The following is a 17,131-nucleotide window of genomic DNA, read 5'->3' as shown; positions in this document are numbered from 1 at the left end:
AAAATCGCTGGTGTGGCCGCATTAGACTGGTCGCAGACCCCGAGATTCAGGAGCCCCCAGTTGACTAGCACGACCAATGGAACGTCCCCCGAGACCGGCACCGGTACCGCTCGCGTGAAGCGCGGTATGGCCGAGATGCTCAAGGGCGGCGTGATCATGGACGTTGTTACCCCCGAGCAAGCGAAGATCGCCGAAGATGCCGGCGCCGTGGCTGTCATGGCGCTGGAGCGAGTGCCCGCCGATATCCGCGCTCAGGGCGGCGTGTCCCGCATGAGCGATCCGGACATGATCGACGGCATCATCAGCGCGGTCAGCATTCCGGTGATGGCGAAGGCCCGCATCGGGCATTTCGTCGAGGCGCAAATCCTGCAGAGCCTCGGTGTGGATTACATCGATGAGTCTGAGGTGCTGACACCCGCCGACTACACCAACCACATCGACAAGTGGAAGTTCACCGTGCCGTTCGTGTGTGGTGCCACCAACCTGGGCGAGGCGCTGCGCCGCATCACCGAGGGCGCGGCGATGATCCGCTCCAAGGGTGAAGCCGGTACCGGTGATGTGTCCAACGCGACGACTCACATGCGCAAGATCGGTGGCGAGATCCGTCGGCTCACCTCGCTTGCCGAGGACGAATTGTACGTCGCGGCAAAGGAACTGCAAGCGCCGTACGAGCTGGTGGTCGAGGTGGCCCGCGCCGGCAAGCTGCCGGTGACGCTGTTCACCGCCGGTGGCATCGCCACCCCGGCCGACGCGGCGATGATGATGCAGTTGGGTGCCGAAGGCGTTTTCGTGGGCTCGGGCATCTTCAAGTCCGGTAACCCCGAGCAGCGCGCCGCGGCAATCGTGAAGGCCACCACCTTCTACGACGATCCGGACGTGCTTGCCAAGGTGTCGCGCGGCCTGGGTGAGGCGATGGTCGGTATCAATGTGGAGGACATCGCGCAGCCGCATCGGCTCGCCGAGCGCGGCTGGTAGAACTAGGCATGGCCGATATCGAGGAGATCCTTACTCTCGAGCAGCTAGAGAAGGACATCTTCCGGGGCAATGTGACCCCCAGCAATCTTCGTCGTACCTTCGGCGGGCAGGTCGCCGGGCAGTCGCTGGTCTCCGCGGTCCGCACGGTGGAACCGGAGTATCTGGTGCACTCATTGCACGGGTACTTCCTGAGGCCCGGAAATCCCAACGAGCCCACCGTGTTTCTTGTCGACAGGGTGCGTGACGGCCGATCCTTCGTGACCCGCCGGGTCACCGCGATTCAGGATGGGCAGGCCATCTTCAGCATGTCGGCCTCGTTCCAGACGCTGGACACCGGCATCGAGCATCAGGACCTGATGCCGCCGGTGCCCGATCCTGAAGATCTGCCCGACGCGCAGGAGCAGGATTCGTTCAACCGTGATCTGTTCCGGCAGTTCGCCGAGTGGGATATCCGGATCGTGCCCGATGAGCTGATGGACCGGAATCCGCGGCTGGCCGCGCAGCAGCGCGTGTGGTTCCGCTGCCGCAAGCACCTGCCCGACGATCCGGTGCTACACATCTGCGCGTTGGCGTACATGAGCGACCTGACGCTGCTGAGCTCTTCGAAGGTGCCGCACCGGGATACGGTGCTGCAGACGGCTTCGCTGGATCACGCGCTGTGGTTTCTGCGGCCGTTCCGTGCCGACGAATGGATGCTGTACGACGAGACATCGCCGTCGGCCGGGTTTGGCCGGGCGCTGACACAAGGCCGCATCTTCAACCGCGACGGAACCATGGTGGCGGCGGTGGTGCAGGAGGGGCTCACCCGCATCGAGCGCAACCCCGAGCAGGCGTCTGTCGCCCGAGGGAACATGGCGTGAGCCCCCTCGTGGGTGTGCTGGCATTGCAGGGCGATGTCAGGGAACATATTGCCGCCCTGAAAGATTCGGGTGCCGAGGCACTCGGCGTACGCCGTCCCGAGGAGTTGGGGAAGGTGGACGGACTGGTCATCCCCGGCGGGGAGTCGACCACGATGAGCAATCTGCTGCGTGTTTTCGAGCTGTTGGATCCGCTCACCGAACGCCTGCGCGGAGGGCTGCCCGTTTATGGCTCGTGTGCCGGGATGATTCTGCTGGCCAGCGAGATCCTGGATACCCGCCCCGACGCGGTGGCTCTCTGTGCCATCGACATGACGGTGCGGCGCAACGCATTCGGGCGTCAGGTCGATTCGTTCGAGGGTGACCTTGATTTCACCGGGCTGCACGGTGCGATGCATGCGGTATTCATCCGGGCGCCCTGGGTGGAGCGGGTCGGCGCCGATGTCGAGGTGTTGGCCAGTGCCCAGGGGCACCCGGTCGCGGTTCGGCAGGGGAGCGCGCTGGCGACGGCTTTTCATCCCGAGGTGACCGGTGACCGCCGGGTGCATGAGCTGTTCGTCGACATGGTGCGCGCCTCCTGATCCTGAACGCATACCAGGCGAGGCTCTTTCGTTCGATCTACTCGCGTGCGGTATGCGCCGGGAATCACCAGCGCAGCATGGGCATGGGGCGCAGTGGGTGCCGCAGCGTCCACTTTCCGGCCGTACGCAATAAGAATGCGTGAAAACCGCCGTAGGGCAGTGCCTCCACCACCTCGCGCACATCTGAACGTTCCAGTCCGGTCCAGGCATACAGACCGTGGAACGCGTCGACCCGGTCGCCCAGCCGGAACATCTCGACCCACAGATCGTCGGCCGACCTCAGCTTGTGGTGGTCGGCCACCATCGCCTTCACGCGATCGACATCGGTGATCCCGAACTCGGGCGCCAGCTGCTCGGCCAGTGCCACCGACGGCTCCAGATAATCCCAGCTACCGGCCGTCCAAATGCCGATGTCATGGGTCGCCCACGCCAGCGCGATCTCGGGCGGAGGCGTGGTCATGCCGAGAAGCCTCAGCTGGTAGTTCATCGCGCGGTACAGATGATTGCGGTAATCGGTGAGGCTGTCGCCGATCGTTGCCGCGTATCTGTCCAGTACCGCGTCGACAATGGGGTCCTTCACCAGGACAGTCATGTGGTTCAGCCTAGGTGCGCGAGTACACTCGGGCAGCGCAGAAGTGCGACAGAACCTAGAGAAAGTAGTACAGGGGTACATGAGCGGCCATTCCAAGTGGGCCACCACCAAGCATCAGAAGGCCGTCAAAGACGCGCGCCGTGGCAAAGAGTTCGCCAAGCTGATCAAGAACATCGAGGTCGCCGCACGTACGGGCGGCGGAGATCCGGCCGGCAACCCGACGCTCTACGACGCCATTCAGAAGGCCAAGAAGACCTCGGTGCCCAACGACAACATCGAGCGGGCCCGTAAGCGTGGAGCCGGCGAAGAAGCCGGTGGCGCCGACTGGCAGACCATCATGTACGAGGGTTACGGCCCCAACGGCGTCGCGGTGCTCATCGAGTGCCTGAGTGACAACCGTAACCGCGCCGCCGGTGAGGTGCGGGTGGCGATGACGCGCAACGGTGGCAGCATGGCCGATCCGGGTTCGGTGTCGTACCTGTTCTCCCGCAAGGGCGTGGTGACGCTGGAGAAGAACGGCCTGGCCGAGGACGACGTGCTGACGGCAGTGCTGGAGGCTGGCGCCGAGGAGGTCAACGACCTGGGCGAGACTTTCGAGGTCATCTCTGAGCCCACCGACCTGGTCGCCGTCCGTCAGGCGCTGCAGGAAGCCGGAATCGACTACGAATCGGCGGAAGCCAGTTTCCAGCCGTCGATGAGCGTGCCCGTCGACGTCGAGACCGCCCGCAAGGTGTTCAAGCTGGTCGACGCGCTGGAAGACAGCGACGACGTCCAGAACGTCTACACCAACGTGGACTTGTCCGACGAGGTGCTGGCCGCGCTCGACGAAGACTGACCAGCGGCCCATATCGCCAACGTCACCACCGCGGTGGTGACGAGTACGGCACCGACGGTGTCGGTGAAGTAGTGGTAGCCGCAGGCGACCTGCCCCAGCAGCCCGAACGTGCTGACAATCACGGCGATGATGTATGCCCATAGGGCTCCGCCGGCGACCAGTACCAGCATGCCCATGACCGCCACCACCAAGGTGGTGTGGCCGCTGGGGTAGGCGAGGTAACCGCCGCCCTTCTCGCGGCCGACCAGCATCTTGGTCGCCTGAGTGGTCCAATTCGCGACAAACGGGCAGGCAAGCACGACGGCTGCTACCCGCCAGCGCCGCCGGTACAGCTCGAATCCGACGCACACCACCAGCACCGGCACAAGAAACTCCCAGTCGGTGAAGAACAGCAGCCAGCGTGGCTGGACCCCGAACACAACCTGGGTCGCCTCGAAAAACCAGGTGTCAAGAGGTGTGGTGCCCTTACCCACGGAGAATCCGAGCACCAGCATCGTGACCACGCCGAGGGGCGGCCACCACTGAATCAATTTCTCGCTGGGCAGTTTTCCGGCAGACACGCCGTCGACAGTAATCGGCCACACACCCCGGCCCTGAATCGTGCCGGCTGCCGGGAATCAAACGTCACTGGTCGGCGTTTATTGTGACGTCAACGACTGTTGGTCAACAACTGTTGACAGCCTATGTCAGGTAGGCGTACATCTAAGACATCCAAAGAAGTGAGGGGAGGCCCGTCATGGCCACACAAACAGTCGCCCCGGCGTCCGAGTCGGTTACCCGGTGGCACACCACGCGCTCCGTACTCGCGGTGCCCTTCGCGGTGGCGGTCGTAGTTCCGCTCGTCATCCTGTACGGAACAGGTGCCGAGGTGCCCTCGTGGATGTCGGATCAGATGTCGATGACCGCGACGGTGATTGGAACCCTGCTGATCGCGGCGGGCTTGTTCCTGGTCACCCGCACCGTCGCACTGTTCGATCAGCCTGGCAGCCGTCACGTGCGTAGCCCGCTGGTCACCGGTGTCGTCGCGGTACTGCTGGGTGAGGCGTTCGCGGTGAACTCAGTGGCGCTGCTGATCTGGACCGCTGTCTTCGTGGTCATGAGCGCCATCTACTTCTCGCTGGTCGACGAGCGTGGGACGTTGAAGGTTCGCAACGCTGAGGGAGCGAACTAACACGCTCCGCAGTCCCACGGGCAGTCCAGGTAGTACTGGATGGTCGGGGCGACCAGCTCGATGATTTGTTCGTGCGTCATATTCGGCACGTCGCCGAGTCGTATTACGTACCGGCACATGGCCAAACCGATCATCTGCGTGCTGATGAGTGTGGCGCGCTCCAGGGCGCGGTCGGTGGTCAATGCCTCGATTTCCGGCACCATCTGGCTGGTGAACAGATCGGCCATGCGTGCGCGTGCCGATTCCTGCGACACGGTGGCGCGCATGAGCGCGACCATGGTGTCGTCCTGTTCCCATCTCTCGAGGAAATGCTTGACGAGCATCGCCCCGAGTTCGGAGCGTGGCATGTCGGCCAGGTCCTCAGGCAGGTGAATGTCGAAGTCGGCCGCTGACATGAACAGCTTGCCCTTGTTGCCGTAGTAGCGCATGACCAGGGAGGGGTCGATGCCCGCGGTGGCGGCGATGGCCCGTATGGTTGCCTTCTCGTAGCCGACACTGGCGAAATGCTCCTGAGCAGCCTCAAGGATGGCTGCGCGGGTGGCATCCGATCGCCGAGGTTCGGGGGGCATGCGCTGAGCTTAGGCCAACGAGCGTTGACATTTGCAGCGCCCTCGCGTGTTGTTCGTCCAATAGCGGAATCTCCTCGATATGCTGATCGAACAACTGTTCTACAGCGAGAGGGCTGACGCGTGCGCGTGATGGGAGTCGACCCGGGGCTTACCCGGTGCGGTCTGTCCATGGTCGAGGCGTCCTCGGGTCGCAAGGTGGTGGCCCTGGACGTCGATGTCGTGCGTACCCCCGCCAATCAGCCTCTGCCGCAACGACTCTTGGCGATCAGTGAGGTCGTTGAACATTGGATGGACACCCACCGGCCGGAAGTGGTCGCGATCGAGCGCGTCTTCGCGCAGCAGAATGTTTCCACTGTGATGGGCACCGCGCAGGCCGGTGGCGTGATTGCGCTCTGTGCGGCCAAACGGGGGATCGAGGTGTACTTCCACACCCCGTCGGAGGTCAAGGCGGCCGTCACCGGCAACGGGCGGGCCGATAAATCCCAGGTGACGGCAATGGTCACGCGCATCCTCAACCTGCAGGCAGCGCCAAAGCCGGCCGACGCCGCCGACGCGCTGGCCCTGGCAATCTGTCACTGCTGGCGTGCGCCGATGCTCGCCAGAATGGCCAAGGCGGAAGCCGCGGCCGAGAAACAACGGAAGGCCTTCGCGGCCCGGATGAAGGCGGCGGTTCGGTGACGGCCCGTCCGCGTAGGAAACGGAGTGCGGCGTGATTGCATCGGTCAACGGCGAGGTCATCGAGATCGCGCTCGACCATGTGGTGATCGAGGCGGCCGGGGTGGGATACCGCGTCAACGCCACTCCGGCGACGCTCTCGACACTGCGCCGCGGCACGCAGATTCGGCTGATCACGGCGATGATCGTGCGCGAAGATTCGATGACGCTTTATGGCTTCACCGACACTGATGCCCGCGACCTCTTCATGACGCTGCTCGGGGTTTCCGGCGTGGGACCCAAGATCGCAATGGCCACCCTCGCGGTGTACGACGCACCGAGTCTGCGCCAGGCCTTGGCCGACGGCGATGTCGCCGCCCTCACCCGGGTGCCGGGCATCGGTAAACGCGGCGCCGAGCGTCTGGTGCTCGAGTTGCGTGAGAAGGTGGCGGCCGCGCCGGGCGGATCCACCGATCTGGGTCGCGGCAGCCCGTCGCTGGTGCGGACTCAGGTCATCGAGGCGCTGATCGGTCTCGGATTTGCCGCCAAGCAGGCCGAACAGTCCACCGATACCGTTCTGTCCCAAGAAAACCAGGCGGAGACGCCCGCCGATGTCTCCGGAGTGTTGCGGTCGGCCCTGGCGCTGCTGGGTAAGACGCGATGAGTCCTTTCCGCGAGTCCGACCATCTTGGTGGTGCCGACGATGACGGCTTCGACGATGCCCACATGTCCGGTGCCCTGACTGTCGGCGAAAACGATGTCGACGCGGGGTTGCGTCCCAAGTCGCTGCGTGAGTTCATCGGCCAGCCGCGGGTACGCGAACAGTTGGACCTGGTGTTGTCCGGCGCGAAGAATCGCGGCGGCACGCCGGATCACATCCTGCTGTCGGGGCCGCCCGGATTGGGCAAGACCTCGCTGGCCATGATCATCGCCGCCGAGTTGGGCTCATCGCTGCGGGTGACGTCGGGCCCGGCGCTGGAGCGCGCGGGCGATCTGGCGGCCATGTTGAGCAATCTGGTGGAACACGATGTGCTGTTCATCGACGAGATTCACCGCATCGCCCGGCCTGCCGAGGAAATGCTCTACCTGGCCATGGAGGATTTTCGGGTCGACATCGTCGTGGGTAAGGGCCCCGGCGCGACGTCCATCCCCCTGGAAGTGGCGCCGTTCACGCTGGTGGGCGCCACCACCCGATCGGGATCGCTGACCGGGCCGCTGCGCGACCGGTTCGGGTTCACCGCCCACATGGACTTCTACGAACCCGATGAGCTTGAGCTGGTGCTGGCCCGTTCGGCGGGCATCCTGGGCATTGAACTGGGAGCAGACGCCGGTACCGAGATCGCGCGGCGCTCGCGCGGCACGCCACGCATCGCCAACCGCTTGCTGCGCCGCGTCCGTGATTACGCGGAAGTGCGCGCGGACGGCGTCATCACGGTGGGCGTCGCCAAGTCAGCCCTGGCGGTGTACGACGTCGATGAGCTGGGGCTCGATCGTCTGGACCGGGCGGTGCTCACCGCACTGACACGCAGTTTCGGCGGTGGCCCGGTGGGTCTGTCGACACTGGCGGTGGCAGTCGGGGAGGAGTCGACCACCGTGGAAGAGGTGTGCGAGCCGTTCCTGGTGCGCGCCGGGATGTTGGCCCGCACGCCACGCGGACGGGTGGCGACACCTTTGGCGTGGACGCATCTGGGCCTGACCCCGCCGCCGCAGCTGCTGGGCCAGGTCGGCCTGTTCGAGTGAGGCGACACCAGCGCCCCTGCGGGCACGGGGTTCGCGTCGATTCCACAGAGTCAGATGGCACACTGGTGACTTGTCGCGTGCTCATTTCACGCTGACCGCGCTTGACCTCGTGAAGACCCAACGGAAAGAACCCCGAAAGCCGCCATGGAATCGATCATTGTCTTCTTGCCGCTCATCCTCGTTATGGGCGCATTCCTCTTCTTTGCGAACCGGCGGCAGCGCAAGGCTCTCGACGCCACCATCGAGCTGCACGAGTCCTTGGCGATCGGCGACCGGGTACACACCACGTCAGGCCTGCAGGGCACCATCACCGCCGTCACCGACGACACGGTGGATCTGGAGATCGCGCCGGGTGTGGTGACCCGCTGGATGAAGCTCGCCGTCCGGGACAAGATCGTGGACGAGGTTGAAGACAGTGCAGCCGCCGGCGACGGAACGGTTCGCGACGTCGAGAGCAGCGGGGTCGAGCTGACCAAGGAGTAGCGGCTTTCGCCTTTGCTCAAAACCCCCGAAAGCTCCCCGACCCGCCCTCGACAAGCAAGGAGACCGGACACGTGGCCTCGTCATCGGCCCCTGTGCATCCCATGCGCTATCTCGGTGCCTTCCTGGTGCTGCTCATTGGCGCCTATCTGCTGGTGTTTCTGACCGGCGATAAGCAGCCAAAACCCAAGCTCGGCATCGATCTGCAGGGTGGCACCCGTGTCACCCTGACGGCACGCACCCCCGACGGTTCCAAGCCGACCAAGGAAGCATTGACGCAGGCGCAGCAGATCATCAATGCGCGCGTCAACGGTCTCGGTGTGTCCGGGTCCGAGGTCATCATCGACGGCGACAACCTGGTCATCACGGTCCCCGGAAATGACGGCAGCGAGGCCCGCAACCTCGGCCAGACCGCAAAGCTCTACATCCGGCCCGTCGTGCAGGCGGTACCCGCTCAGCCCAAGGAAAGCCCGGAGCCGGGCGCCGGGGCACCCCCGCAGGGGCGCCAACCGGCCCCCGCCGGCGAAGGAGCGCCGCCGCAGCCCGCGGGTAAGCCCGCGCCTGCCTCTCCGAAACCGCAGCCGCGGCCGTACCCGGCGCAGACCACCACGCCACCGCCACCGCCGCCTGCCCCGGTGACGCAGCCGGCCACCCCGAACGCGACAACGGCTCCGGCGCCTCCCGCCGATCTGCCGCCGAAGCCGGGTAGCGGTGAGGAACGCAAGCAGCTGATCGACTTCGAGAAGCAGATCAGGCAGAGCGAGGACCCGCGGATTCAGATGCTGGCCCTGCAGGTTCAGGCCTCGCGTTGCTATGACTCCGACGACCCGCTGGCCGGGAACGACGACCCCAACCTGCCGTTGGTCACCTGTGGCGACGACAGTGGAGGCGGAAAGGCCGCATACCTGCTGGACAAGTCGATCATCAGCGGTGAAGAGATCAAGGACGCCAGCTCGGGTCTGGATCAGCAGCGCGGTATCTATGTGGTGAGCATGGAATTCAAGCCCACCGGCGCAAAGGTCTGGGCGGACTACACCTCCTCACATTGGCAGCAGGGCACCCAGACGGCGTTCACCCTGGACTCCAAGGTGATCAGCGCGCCGGCGATTCGTGAGCCGATCCCGGGCGGCAAGACTGAGATCAGCGGGCAGTTCACGTCCGCCTCGGCCAAGCAGCTGGCCGCCGCACTCAAGTACGGTTCGCTGCCGCTCTCGTTCGAATCTTCCGATGCCGAAACTGTTTCGGCGACACTGGGATTGACTTCGCTCAAGGCGGGTTTGATCGCGGGTGGCATCGGGTTGGCGGTTGTGCTGCTGTACTCGCTGATCTACTACCGCGTCCTGGGCCTGCTGACCGCGCTCTCGCTGGTGGCCTCCGGTGCGATGGTGTTCGCGATCCTGGTTCTGCTGGGTAGATACATCTCGTACACCCTCGATCTCGCGGGTATCGCCGGTTTGATCATCGGTATCGGAACCACCGCGGACTCGTTCGTGGTGTTCTTCGAGCGCATCAAAGACGAGATACGAGAAGGCCGTTCCTACCGCTCGGCGGTACCGCGCGGTTGGGCTCGTGCCCGTAAGACGATTCTGTCGGGTAACGCGGTAACCCTGTTGGCCGCCGTGGTGCTCTACATCCTGGCCATCGGGCAGGTCAAGGGCTTCGCGTTCACCCTCGGGCTCACCACCATCCTCGACGTGGTCGTGGTCTTCCTGGTGACATGGCCACTGGTTTACCTGTCCTCGAAGTCCGCGACCCTGTCCAAGCCCGCGTACAACGGGCTCGGCGCGGTCCAGCAGATTGCCCGCGAACGTAAGGCGGCAGCACACGCATGAGTACCAGCAACGGCACAGTGAGCAACGGCAACGGCACCGACAAGGATGTCGTGGACGACGCCAAGGAAGCCACGGAAAGCACCGCCAAGGAACCCAAATCTACGGCGGTTGAAGCCAATAGCGCCGCACCCGAACACGGATTCCTGTACCGCCTGTACACCGGAACCGGAGCGGTCGACGTGGTCGGCAAGCGCAAGCTGTGGTTCGGGATCAGTGGCGCTTTCATGTTGATCGCGATCCTGTCCATCGCGATCAACTGGTTCGCCTTCGGCATCGACTTCAAGGGCGGCACCAAGGTGTCGTTCCCGAAGGGTGAGGCCACCGTCCAGCAGACCGAGGACGTCTTCAGCCAGACACTGGGACGGGACGCCGAATCGGTGGTCGTGACGGGCAGCGGTGCGACGGCTTCGATTCAGATCCGCACCGAGACTCTCGACAACGACGAATCGGCGAAGCTGCACAAGGCGCTCTTCGACAAGTTCGCGCCGAAGGGGCCGGACGGCAAGCCGTCCATCAACGCCATCAGCGATTCGACGGTGTCGGGGACCTGGGGTAGTCAGATCACCAACAAGGCGATCCTCGCGCTAGCGGTGTTCCTGGTACTTGCCGGCATCTACATCGCCGTGCGTTATGAGCGTTACATGTCGCTGGCCGCGCTGGCCGCGCTGGTTTTCGACCTGCTGGTCACTGCCGGCGTGTACTCGCTGGTGGGCTTCGAGGTCACCCCCGCGACGGTGATCGGTCTGCTGACCATCCTTGGATTCTCCTTGTACGACACCGTGATCGTGTTCGACAAGGTGGAAGAGAACACCCACGGTTTCCAGCACACGTCGCGGCGCACGTATGCCGAGCACGCCAACTTGGCCGTGAACCAGACGTTCATGCGGTCCATCAACACCAGCCTCATCTCGGCCATCCCGGTGCTCTCGCTCATCGTGGTCGCCATCTGGCTGCTGGGTGTGGGCACGCTGAAGGACCTGGCGCTGGTTCAGCTGGTCGGCATCTTGGTGGGTACCTATTCGTCGATCTTCTTCGCCACCCCGCTGTTGGTGGCGTTGCGTGAACGCACCGACCTGGTGGCCAGCCATACCAAGAAGGTGCTGAGCCGTCGTAAGCCGGACGCGCCGCAGCTGGCCGACGCCGCCTCAGGAACAAAGGCAGTGAAGGCGACCGCCTCCGATGTCCCCGCAGCCGGAGTCCGCCCCGCCAAACCCAAGCCCGGCGCCCGCCCTCAAGGTAAGCGAAACGTGCGGCGGCACTGATGGATTCACGAAGTCCAGCACGGACCGGGGCTCAACGAATCGCGCGAATCGGCGCCATCGCCACCACGGTGCTGCTCGCGGCGGGGCTGTTGACCTCGTGTTGGACCTCGGCGGCGAAAACGCTGGATTACGCCGTCGACGGTCGTCTCACCACGTACAACGTCAACGGCGTGGCGGGTAACGCCTCGGCCGGGGCGCAGGCGTTCAACCGGGTGCTCACCGGCTTCGGCTTCCACGGGCCCGACGGCCAGGTGATCGCCGACCACGATTTCGGCTCCGTCGAAGTGGTCGGCCGGATTCCGCTGGTGCTGGACTACACCATCAACGAGAAGGCCGTCTATTCCGACGGCAAGCCGGTGACCTGTGAAGACATGGTGCTGGCCTGGTTCGCGCAATCCGGCAGGATGCCCGACTTCGATGCCGCCAGCACGGCGGGATACGCGGACATCTCCACGGTCGACTGCAAACCGGGGCAGAAGACCGCCCGGGTCACCTTCGCTCCTGATCGCGCCTTCACGGACTGGACTCAGTTGTTCACCGCCACCACGATGTTGCCGTGGCACGTGATCGCCGACAAGCTGGGCGGGAACATCGATCTGGTCGCCGCCATCGCGGCCAACGATGTTCCGGTGCTGCAGAAGATCGCCGATTTCTGGAACAACCAGTGGAACCTTGACTCCGATCTGGACCTGTCGAAGTTCCCGTCGTCGGGCCCGTACAAGGTCGACGGGTACAACGACGACGGGTCCGTGGTGCTGGTGGCCAATGACAAGTGGTGGGGCAACCCGCCGGTGACCAAGCGGGTCACGGTGTGGCCCAGCGGGATCGACGTGCAAAAGCGGCTCTCCGACGGCGATCTTGAGGTGGTCGATGTCGCGGCCGGGTCGGCCGGGACACTCACCGCACCCGACGGCTTTGTGCGCACCGAGGAACCCGGTTCAGGTGTGGAACAGCTCATCTTCGGTGCCGGGGGATCCGTCGGTGCCCCGGACCTGCGCCGCGCTGTCGCCTTGTGCACGCCGCGTGACGCCATCGCGGGAATCGCCGGCGTGCCAGTGATGAACGCGCGGCTGGACACCAGCATCGGGGATTCGTTCGCCTCGGTGGAGGCCGCCGCCGAAGCGGGCCGCTTCATGCGCTCGGACCCGATCGCGGCCCGCGCGGCAGCGGCGAATCATCCGTTGACGCTGCGGGTGGGTTACCAGGCGCCCAATCCGCGGCGCGCGGCCATCGTCTCTGCCATGGCGCAGGCCTGCGAACCAGCCGGGATCACCGTGCAGGATGTCAGCTCGCCCGAGACCGGACCGCATTCGCTGCGGGACAACCAGGTTGACGCGCTGCTCAGCTCCATCGGTGGCGCGCCCGGAAGCGGTTCGACCGGGTCCTGGCTCATGGACGCCTACGCCCTGCGCTCGCGCGAGGGAAAGAACCCGGCGAACTACGCCAACGGCCAGATCGACGGCATCATCGCCGCCCTTGCGGTGACCACCAACGCCAGGGATCAGAGCCGGCTACTCGGCGACGCCTCGGCGATCCTGTGGAACGACCTGCCCACGTTGCCGCTCTACCGGCAGCCGCGGGTGCTGATCGCACCGAAGTCGATGTACGCCGCCACGCCCAGCGTCACCCGGTGGGGTGCCGGCTGGAACATGGATCGTTGGGTGTTGCCCACGTGACGGCCCCGGACGAGATTGCGAAACTTGTCGCCTCGCTGACCCGTGAGGTGGCTGATTTTCCCGAACCGGGAGTGCAGTTCAAGGATCTGACACCGCTGTTCGCGGATGCCCGGGGTCTATCGCGCGTCACCGACGCGTTGGCAGAGGCGGCATCGGGCGCCACCCTCATCGCGGGGATTGACGCGCGTGGCTTCCTGCTCGGTGCCGCGGTGGCGATCCGGCTCGGGGTGGGCGTGCTGGCGGTACGCAAGGCCGGGAAGTTGCCACCGCCGGTGCACGCCCAGACCTACAAGCTCGAGTACGGCACCGCGGCGCTGGAAATCCCGGCCGACGGGGTGGAGCTCACCGGTCGCCGGGTGGCGATTGTCGACGATGTGCTGGCCACTGGAGGAACGCTGGCGGCAACCGCGAGGCTGCTGACCACCGCGGGAGCCGATGTGATCAGTGCGGGCGTTGTCCTGGAACTGTCGGATCTGGGCGGCCGCGCGGCCGTGGCGCCGCTCCCATTAACTGCGCTGCGCGCGATCTGAGAGATAATCTATTGCGGTAGGAGGTGAACCGTGGCTGACGAGCAAGTGCCCAGCGAGAATCGGGTCGCGGTCGAATCCTTGCCTGCCGTGAGCGATCCCGGGCCGGTAACCGAGTCGTTGCGGGTAAGCGGCGGCACCATGAGCGCGTCGCGCCGGGTGCGGGCGCGGCTGGCCCGCCGGATGACCGCCCAGCGCGGTGCCGTCAGCCCGGTCCTGGAACCGCTCATCGCGGTTCATCGCGAGTTCTACCCCAAGGCCGACCGATCGGTGCTGCAGCGTGCCTACGAGGTGGCGGAGAGCCGGCACGCCGAACAGTTCCGCAAGTCGGGTGATCCCTACATCACCCATCCGGTCGCGGTGGCGAACATCCTGGCCGAGCTCGGCATGGACACCACCACGCTGGTGGCGGCGATCCTGCACGACACCGTCGAGGACACCGGCTACAGCCTGGAACAGCTGACCGCGGAATTCGGTACCGAGGTGGCTCACCTGGTCGACGGGGTGACCAAGCTCGACAAGGTGGTGCTGGGAAACGCCGCCGAGGGCGAAACCATTCGCAAGATGATCATCGCGATGGCGCGCGATCCCCGGGTGCTGGTGATCAAGGTGGCCGACCGGCTGCACAACATGCGCACCATGCGGTTCCTGCCGCCGGAGAAGCAGGCACGTAAGGCCCGCGAGACGCTGGAAGTGATTGCGCCGCTGGCACACCGGCTCGGTATGGCCACCGTCAAATGGGAACTCGAAGACCTCTCCTTCGCGATTCTGCACCCCAAGAAGTACGAGGAGATCGTGCGGCTGGTGGCCGACAGGGCGCCGTCCCGCGATACCTACCTGGCCAAGGTGCGCGCCGAGATCGTTGCCACTCTTAACAGTTCGCGCATCAGTGCCACCGTCGAGGGACGTCCCAAGCACTACTGGTCCATCTATCAGAAGATGATCGTCAAGGGACGCGACTTCGACGACATTCATGACCTGGTGGGTGTGCGCATCCTGTGCGACGAGATTCGCGACTGTTATGCCGCGGTGGGTGTGGTGCACTCGCTGTGGCAGCCCATGGCGGGCCGGTTCAAGGACTACATCGCCCAGCCGCGTTTCGGGGTGTACCAGTCCCTGCACACCACGGTCGTCGGCCCCGAGGGCAAGCCGCTGGAGGTGCAGATCCGCACCCGAGATATGCACCGCACCGCCGAATACGGCATTGCCGCGCACTGGCGATACAAGGAAGCCAAGGGCCGCAACGGAGCTCCACCCACGCACGCCGCCGCCGAGATCGACGACATGGCGTGGATGCGTCAGCTGCTCGATTGGCAGCGTGAGGCCGCCGACCCCGGTGAGTTCCTGGAATCGCTGCGCTACGACCTGGCGGTTCAGGAGATTTTCGTCTTCACCCCCAAGGGTGACGTCATCACGTTGCCCGCCGGATCGACACCGGTGGACTTCGCCTACGCCGTGCACACCGAGGTGGGGCACCGCTGCATCGGTGCCCGCGTCAACGGCCGGCTGGTGGCGCTGGAGCGCAAGCTCGAAAACGGGGAAGTGGTGGAGGTTTTCACCTCCAAGGCCGCCAATGCCGGACCGTCGCGCGACTGGCAGACCTTTGTGGTGTCACCGCGCGCCAAGGCGAAGATCCGGCAGTGGTTCGCCAAGGAACGGCGTGAGGAAGCGCTCGAAGCCGGCAAGGACGCCATCGCGCGCGAGGTACGCCGCGGTGGTCTTCCCTTGCAGCGCTTGGTCAATGGTGAAGGTATGGCCGCGCTGGCCCGTGAGCTGCGCTACCAGGACACCTCACAGCTCTACACCGCGGTGGGCGAGGGGCATGTCTCCGCCCGGCATGTGGTGCAGCGCCTCGTCGCACAGCTCGGCGGTGTGGATAGCGCCGAGGAGGAGCTGGCTGAACGCTCCACGCCGTCGACCATGCCGATCCGGCAGCGGCGCTCCGATGATGTCGGGGTCGCGGTGCCCGGGGCGCCCGGTGTGCTGACCAAGCTCGCCAAATGCTGCACGCCGGTACCTGGCGACCAGATCCTGGGATTCGTGACCCGGGGCGGGGGAGTCAGCGTGCACCGCACCGACTGTACGAACGCCGAATCCCTGCAACAGCAATCGGAACGGATCATCGAGGTGCACTGGGCGCCGTCGGCATCCTCGGTGTTCTTGGTGGCCATCCAGGTTGAGGCCCTCGATCGGCACAGGTTGCTCTCCGATGTGACCCGGGCCCTGGCCGATGAGCGGGTCAACATCCTGTCCGCCTCGGTGACCACCTCAAATGATCGAGTAGCCATCAGCCGCTTCACCTTTGAGATGGGAGACCCCAAGCATCTGGGCCACGTTCTCAACGTGGTGCGCAACGTCGAGGGCGTCTACGACGTCTACCGGGTGACCAGCGCGGCCTAGCGCATGCCCGGCCGGGTGCCGTAAGCCGCGCTCTCGGGTGCGTCGAGATCGACGTTTCGCAGAGAAAGTGCGAGTGCGCGTCTACAAAACGTCGATCTCGCGAGGCGCGCTAGGTGCCGAAGGCTTTCAGCACGATGCGGGTCGCGGCGGCGATCGTCGGCTTGCCCTTCGTGGACTTCGGGTCGTCGGGAATCGCCAGCACCGCAACGACGATGGGAGCACGGCCCGGCGGCCAGATCACTGCGATGTCGTTGGTTTCGCCCTTGAATCCACCGCCGGTCTTGTCGGCGACGGTCCACCCGGCCGGGACACCCGCCCGGACGGACTGATCGCCGGTGGTGTTCCGCTTCAGCCAGTCGGTCAGCAGCTCGCGACCCGGACCATCAAGCCCTTCATCGAGGACCAGCCTGCGCAGATTGGTCACCAGTTGCGACGGGGTCGAGGTATCCAAGTCGCCGTCGGGGATGTTGAGCTGCTCTTCGAGGCGATCCATCCGAGAGACGTTGTCGCCCAGGCTGCGGACGTACTTCTCGGTTTCCTTCGGGCCCCCGAGCTCGGCGATGAGTAAGTTGGCCCCGGTGTTGTCGCTGTAGCGGATCGTCGCATCGCACAACTCCGAAATGGTCATGCCTTCGCCGACATGCTGGGACGCGATGGGCGCCCATTCCTGGAGGTCGGCCTGTGTGTACTGAATTCGCTTGTCCAACAGGCCCGGTTCGCTGAGACGACGGTGCAAGATGGCCGACACGATGAACGTCTTGACCGTCGAGCACATGATGAAGCGCTCATTGGCCCGGTGGCTCAGCGTGTCGCCCGATCCGGTGTCCAGTGCGTGCACGCCGAGGCGCCCACCGAAATCCTGTTCCAGCGAGGCCAGTTCTGTCGATTTCTGTTGACGGTCGTCGGCGCGTGAGCAACCGACGGCCGCCACACCGACTGCCGACAGACCACCGACGAGCAGCACGCGACGCGAGAACATG

At 65.1% G+C, this 17,131-nt stretch carries 18 protein-coding genes; 14 read left to right on the top strand and 4 right to left on the bottom strand.

Annotation, left to right across the window (positions count from 1 at the left end; all coding sequences use genetic code 11):
* Nucleotides 1–60 precede the first annotated feature (60 nt).
* From pdxS to pdxT, 3 genes are read left to right on the top strand one after another with little or no spacing between them, the layout of a single operon-like run.
* Entirely contained in the window at nucleotides 61–975 is a 915-nt protein-coding gene (gene pdxS / locus ABG82_RS15470) for a pyridoxal 5'-phosphate synthase lyase subunit PdxS (RefSeq protein ID WP_005057540.1), read from the top strand.
* An 8-nt stretch (nucleotides 976–983) separates the two neighbouring features.
* Nucleotides 984–1,835 (top strand): acyl-CoA thioesterase, encoded by an 852-nt coding sequence (locus tag ABG82_RS15465; protein WP_005068926.1) that lies wholly within the window; start codon nucleotides 984–986, stop codon nucleotides 1,833–1,835.
* Nucleotides 1,836–1,843: 8 nt separating this feature from the next.
* On the top strand, nucleotides 1,844–2,413 hold the full coding sequence (pdxT, locus tag ABG82_RS15460; protein WP_043075483.1) for a pyridoxal 5'-phosphate synthase glutaminase subunit PdxT: 570 nt from the start codon (nucleotides 1,844–1,846) through the stop codon (nucleotides 2,411–2,413).
* A gap of 64 nt (nucleotides 2,414–2,477) precedes the next feature.
* Here pdxT and ABG82_RS15455 read toward each other — a convergent pair whose 3' ends face one another.
* Nucleotides 2,478–3,005: a hypothetical protein gene (locus tag ABG82_RS15455; RefSeq protein WP_043075484.1), complete on the bottom strand. Its 528-nt coding sequence runs from the start codon at nucleotides 3,003–3,005 to the stop codon at nucleotides 2,478–2,480.
* 79 nt (nucleotides 3,006–3,084) lie between these two features.
* On the opposite strand from ABG82_RS15455, the gene ABG82_RS15450 reads away from it, so the two are divergent.
* Nucleotides 3,085–3,840 (top strand): YebC/PmpR family DNA-binding transcriptional regulator, encoded by a 756-nt coding sequence (locus ABG82_RS15450; protein WP_043075485.1) that lies wholly within the window; start codon nucleotides 3,085–3,087, stop codon nucleotides 3,838–3,840.
* Here ABG82_RS15450 and ABG82_RS15445 read toward each other — a convergent pair.
* Complete coding sequence (locus ABG82_RS15445; protein ID WP_078343332.1) at nucleotides 3,786–4,400, bottom strand: phosphatase PAP2 family protein; 615 nt, start codon at nucleotides 4,398–4,400, stop codon at nucleotides 3,786–3,788. The genes ABG82_RS15450 and ABG82_RS15445 overlap by 55 nt on opposite strands.
* A 176-nt stretch (nucleotides 4,401–4,576) precedes the next feature.
* Here ABG82_RS15445 and ABG82_RS15440 point away from each other — a divergent pair, with 176 nt between their 5' ends.
* Entirely contained in the window at nucleotides 4,577–5,011 is a 435-nt protein-coding gene (locus ABG82_RS15440; protein ID WP_043075486.1) for a hypothetical protein, read from the top strand.
* On the opposite strand, the gene ABG82_RS15435 is transcribed toward ABG82_RS15440, so the two are convergent.
* Nucleotides 5,008–5,580, bottom strand: coding sequence for a TetR/AcrR family transcriptional regulator (locus tag ABG82_RS15435; protein WP_043075487.1), 573 nt, complete (start codon nucleotides 5,578–5,580; stop codon nucleotides 5,008–5,010). The genes ABG82_RS15440 and ABG82_RS15435 overlap by 4 nt on opposite strands.
* Before the next feature lie 120 nt (nucleotides 5,581–5,700).
* Here ABG82_RS15435 and ruvC point away from each other — a divergent pair, with 120 nt between their 5' ends.
* The 9 genes from ruvC to ABG82_RS15390 all read left to right on the top strand — a co-directional run bounded on the left by ruvC (nucleotide 5,701) and on the right by ABG82_RS15390 (nucleotide 16,151).
* Nucleotides 5,701–6,258: a crossover junction endodeoxyribonuclease RuvC gene (ruvC, locus tag ABG82_RS15430; protein WP_043075488.1), complete on the top strand. Its 558-nt coding sequence runs from the start codon at nucleotides 5,701–5,703 to the stop codon at nucleotides 6,256–6,258.
* Between the two features lie 31 nt (nucleotides 6,259–6,289).
* Nucleotides 6,290–6,898 carry a Holliday junction branch migration protein RuvA gene (ruvA, locus tag ABG82_RS15425; protein WP_043075489.1) on the top strand — a complete coding sequence of 203 codons (609 nt, stop codon included), beginning with the start codon at nucleotides 6,290–6,292 and terminating at the stop codon, nucleotides 6,896–6,898.
* Nucleotides 6,895–7,974, top strand: coding sequence for a Holliday junction branch migration DNA helicase RuvB (gene ruvB, locus ABG82_RS15420; protein ID WP_078343228.1), 1,080 nt, complete (start codon nucleotides 6,895–6,897; stop codon nucleotides 7,972–7,974). The genes ruvA and ruvB overlap by 4 nt, the downstream gene beginning before the upstream one ends.
* Before the next feature lie 144 nt (nucleotides 7,975–8,118).
* Nucleotides 8,119–8,457 (top strand): preprotein translocase subunit YajC, encoded by a 339-nt coding sequence (yajC, locus tag ABG82_RS15415; RefSeq protein WP_043075490.1) that lies wholly within the window; start codon nucleotides 8,119–8,121, stop codon nucleotides 8,455–8,457.
* A 71-nt stretch (nucleotides 8,458–8,528) separates the two neighbouring features.
* Entirely contained in the window at nucleotides 8,529–10,286 is a 1,758-nt protein-coding gene (gene secD / locus ABG82_RS15410; protein WP_043075491.1) for a protein translocase subunit SecD, read from the top strand.
* Between the two features lie 17 nt (nucleotides 10,287–10,303).
* Nucleotides 10,304–11,548, top strand: coding sequence for a protein translocase subunit SecF (gene secF / locus ABG82_RS15405; RefSeq protein WP_174544368.1), 1,245 nt, complete (start codon nucleotides 10,304–10,306; stop codon nucleotides 11,546–11,548).
* Nucleotides 11,548–13,224 carry an ABC transporter substrate-binding protein gene (locus ABG82_RS15400; RefSeq protein WP_043075493.1) on the top strand — a complete coding sequence of 559 codons (1,677 nt, stop codon included), beginning with the start codon at nucleotides 11,548–11,550 and terminating at the stop codon, nucleotides 13,222–13,224. The genes secF and ABG82_RS15400 overlap by 1 nt, the downstream gene beginning before the upstream one ends.
* Nucleotides 13,221–13,754 carry an adenine phosphoribosyltransferase gene (locus tag ABG82_RS15395; protein ID WP_043075494.1) on the top strand — a complete coding sequence of 178 codons (534 nt, stop codon included), beginning with the start codon at nucleotides 13,221–13,223 and terminating at the stop codon, nucleotides 13,752–13,754. The genes ABG82_RS15400 and ABG82_RS15395 overlap by 4 nt, the downstream gene beginning before the upstream one ends.
* Nucleotides 13,755–13,784: 30 nt before the next feature.
* On the top strand, nucleotides 13,785–16,151 hold the full coding sequence (locus ABG82_RS15390) for a RelA/SpoT family protein (protein WP_043075495.1): 2,367 nt from the start codon (nucleotides 13,785–13,787) through the stop codon (nucleotides 16,149–16,151).
* A 109-nt stretch (nucleotides 16,152–16,260) separates the two neighbouring features.
* Here the strand turns inward: ABG82_RS15390 and blaMAB are convergent, their stop codons facing one another.
* Complete coding sequence (blaMAB, locus tag ABG82_RS15385) at nucleotides 16,261–17,130, bottom strand: MAB family class A beta-lactamase (protein WP_043075496.1); 870 nt, start codon at nucleotides 17,128–17,130, stop codon at nucleotides 16,261–16,263.
* Nucleotide 17,131: the final 1 nt, after the last annotated feature.

Source organism: Mycobacteroides immunogenum (assembly GCF_001605725.1).
GTDB lineage: Bacteria > Actinomycetota > Actinomycetes > Mycobacteriales > Mycobacteriaceae > Mycobacterium > Mycobacterium immunogenum.
Note: the sequence above shows the minus strand (reverse complement) of the source record. Positions and strands in the feature narration are given on the sequence as shown.